Genomic DNA, 3,262 nt, shown 5'->3' on the forward strand with positions numbered 1-3,262 from the left:
CCTGCTCGAAGCCGGGGCCCAGGTCTACGTCTGCGGCGACGGCGCCCGCTTTGCCCCGACGTACGGGCCGCGTTCCGCGCCCTCCACCTGAGCCACACCCCCGACGCACGGGAGGACGACGCCAAGACGCGGCTCCAGTCACTGAACTACGCCGGCCGATAAGTCCAGGACGTGTCCGCCGCTCGCCGAGGTACGAGGCGCCGGCGCACGGTGACTTCGGCGGGGAGGTGAGTGCGGGGGCGGTCGGCCGGGGACTTGTCGGTGGGACTCGCTAACGTTCCTCTCCTGATCATCAGTGCGAGGAGAGGGGCGGGGCTGTGCGGCGCTGGGAGTTCGTCGAGGGCGGCTCGGACAAGTTCTGGGAGGCCGCGGCCGACGGTGCCGCGGTGACCGTACGGTACGGGCGGTCCGGTACGGACGGGCGGGAGCAGGTCAAGGCGTTCCCGACCGTGGAGGAGGCGCAGGCGCACTTCGCCAAGGTGGTCGCCGAGAAGGAGCGCAAGGGCTACCGCGAGATCGGTGCGGGGGCGGGTACGGAGCCGGGTGCGGCGGCGGATCCGGTGCCCGTGGCGCAGCCCGGCGTGTCCGCACCCACGGCCGAGGCCGCCGGTCCCGAGGACGAGGACGTCTTCGTCATGCCGGACGCCTGGCGTCGGGCCCTGATCCCGCGCCGGGGCGGCATTCCCCGGAAGCCGTCCGCGCCGGGGAAGGGCCCGGTGACCTCGTACCGCGACGGGCTGCGGCAGATGGGGGACTGGCTGGAGCAGACGCTCACCTCGGAGCGCAGTGACCCGGAGCTGGTCGCGGCCGCCCGCGCCCACCAGTCCGGCAGCCGGGACCCGGTCGGTGCGGCGGTGCTCGCCGCCGTGTTCTCGTATCCCGGCAACAACGGGCTCCGCGTGGCCGTGGACGCCTGGGTGGCGGAGTTCGGCCTTCCGTTCGCGGCCAGGGCCACCGTCGAGCTGTTCACGACGGCCGTCGAGACCGACTGGATCCACCAGAGGTCCGTCCACCCCCGTGTCCGGCGCGGGGCCAACCAGAGGCACGGTGCGTACCGCCCCGCCGCGGACCGGGTCCGGTCGCTGCTGGCGGCCTGCGACGAGGAGACCCACCGCGCGGCGGTCGAGGCCCTGGCGGACTGCCGGAACAATCTGACCCGCCTGGTGGTGGCGGCGTACCTGGCGCCGTCCGAGACCGCCTGGGTCGAGGAGTGTGTCGCGTCGGGCTCCCGACTGGCCGTCGTCGAGTGGTCGATGCTGCTGTGCTCGCTCTCCTCGGCGGAACCGCTGGAGAAGCTCCCCCCGCTGCCGAGCCTGGGCTATGACGGGTGGTCCACCGAGATCATCGCGACCGTGGCGGAGGGCCTGGGCGGCGACGTGGCATCGGTGATGCTGCACGACCTGACCACCAGCTACCACCACAAGGACGGCAAGAAGCGGATCCTGGAGGCGCTCGCCGAGCTCCCCTCCGACGAGGGTTTCCGGGGGTTGCTGGCCCAGCAGGACGGCATCAAGTCCACCCGCGCCGCCCTCCTGGCCGGTCTCCGCCGGTTCCCCCGGCGTGCCGTGCGCCTGCTCGCCGAGGCCGCGGCGGCCTCCACCGACCCGGCCACGCAGCAGCTCGCCCGGCAGCTCCTCACCGGCCACGTCGCGGTCCACCGCGCGACCGCGCTCGAACTGCTGCCGGAGCTGACGCCGGAGCAGGCGGCCCTGGTCGAGCCGCTCACCGACCTCGGCGAGCGGGTGCCGGAGGTCGGCCCCGACTCGCTGCCGGAGCTGTTCACCAGCCCGCCGTGGACGCGGCCGCGCTCCGCCGGCAAGCCCCGCGTGCTGACCGGCCTCGCCGTGCCGCAGGAACCACAGATGCGGTGGCTGCCGGGTGAGCGCGAGGCGTGGGCGGCGACCTCCGAGTCCTGGTACACGAGCTGGTCGGACGAGGACTGGCAGCGGGTCGCGGCCACGATCCGGGCCAGGATCGGGCAGCCCGAGGGCGCGCGGCTGCGCGGCGGACAGCACGCCGAGCTCGCACTGTTCGCCTACGGCGACAAGGAGTTGGCCCGGCCCCTGCTCGCGCAGTGGCGTGCCGGTGAGCGCATCTGGCACTCCGGGGACTCCCTGCGCCGGGTCGCCGCCCGCTTCGGCACGGACGCCGTCGAACCGATCCGGGCCGCCGCGGTGGGGAATCCGGCCACGCACGCGCCCCTGCTCCTTCCGTACCTGGACGCCCGGGTGGCCGAGACCATGACGGACTGGCTGGTGCGCCTCAAGTCGGCCGGGAGCACCGCCCGTTCCTGGTTCGCCCGGCACGGCGTGGACGCGGCCCGGCTGCTGGTACCCGCCGCACTCGGGAAAGCCGGGGCGGCCCGGGCCGGAGCCGAGCAGGCCCTGCGAGTGATCGCCGGGGCGCACGGCGCGGCGGCGGTGCGCGCGGTGGCCGCCGAGTTCGGGCCGAAGGCGGAGGAGGCCGTGGGCACGCTGCTGTCGGCCGACCCGCTGGTGACCGCGCTCCCGGCGAAGCTGCCCCCGCCCTGCGACTGGGCGGAGCCGGTGATGCTGCCGCAGCTGCTGCTGCGCGGCGACAAGGGCGCCCTGCCTGCCGAGGCGGTGCGGCACGTGCTCACCATGCTCGCGCTGTCCGCGCCCGGGGCGTTCTACCCCGGCCTCGACGAGGTGGCCCTGCTGTGCGAGCCGCGGTCGTTGACGGAGTTCTGCTGGGCGGTGTTCGAGCAGTGGCGGCTGGCCGGTATGCCGGCCCAGGACGGCTGGGCGCTGCACGTGCTCGGCCGGTTCGGTGACGACGAGACGGTCCGCCGGCTGACGCCGGTGCTCCGCGCCTGGCCGGGCGAGGGGGCGCACCACCGGGCGGTGGACGGCCTGGAGGTGCTGGCCGCCATCGGCAGCGACACGGCCCTGCTGCACCTGCACGGCATCGCACAGCGGGTGAAGTTCAAGGCGCTCAAGACCCGGGCCCAGGAGAAGATCTCCGAGGTGGCGGCCGGTCTGGGCCTGACCGGGGAGCAGCTGTCCGACCGCCTCGTCCCGGACTTCGGGCTGGACGCCGACGGGACCACCGTCGTCGACTACGGCACCCGGACGTTCACGGTCGGTTTCGACGAGCAGCTCAAGCCGTACGTGCTGGACGCGGCCGGCGCCCGTCGCAAGGACCTGCCGGTCCCGGGGGTGCGGGACGACGCCGAGCTGGCGCCGGCCGAGCGCAAGCGTTTCGCCGCGCTGAAGAAGGACGTCCGCACGGTGGCGGGGGA

At 74.5% G+C, this 3,262-nt stretch carries 1 protein-coding gene; it reads left to right on the forward strand.

Annotation, left to right across the window (positions count from 1 at the left end; genetic code table 11):
• Nucleotides 1-317: 317 nt before the first annotated feature.
• On the forward strand, nt 318-3,262 hold a 2,945-nt coding region (locus ACIQOV_RS34055; RefSeq protein ID WP_401054658.1), incomplete at its 3' end, for a WGR domain-containing protein.

The sequence above is a fragment of the Kitasatospora sp. NPDC091257 genome, assembly GCF_044757675.1.
GTDB classification, from domain to species: domain Bacteria; phylum Actinomycetota; class Actinomycetes; order Streptomycetales; family Streptomycetaceae; genus Kitasatospora; species Kitasatospora lactacystinica.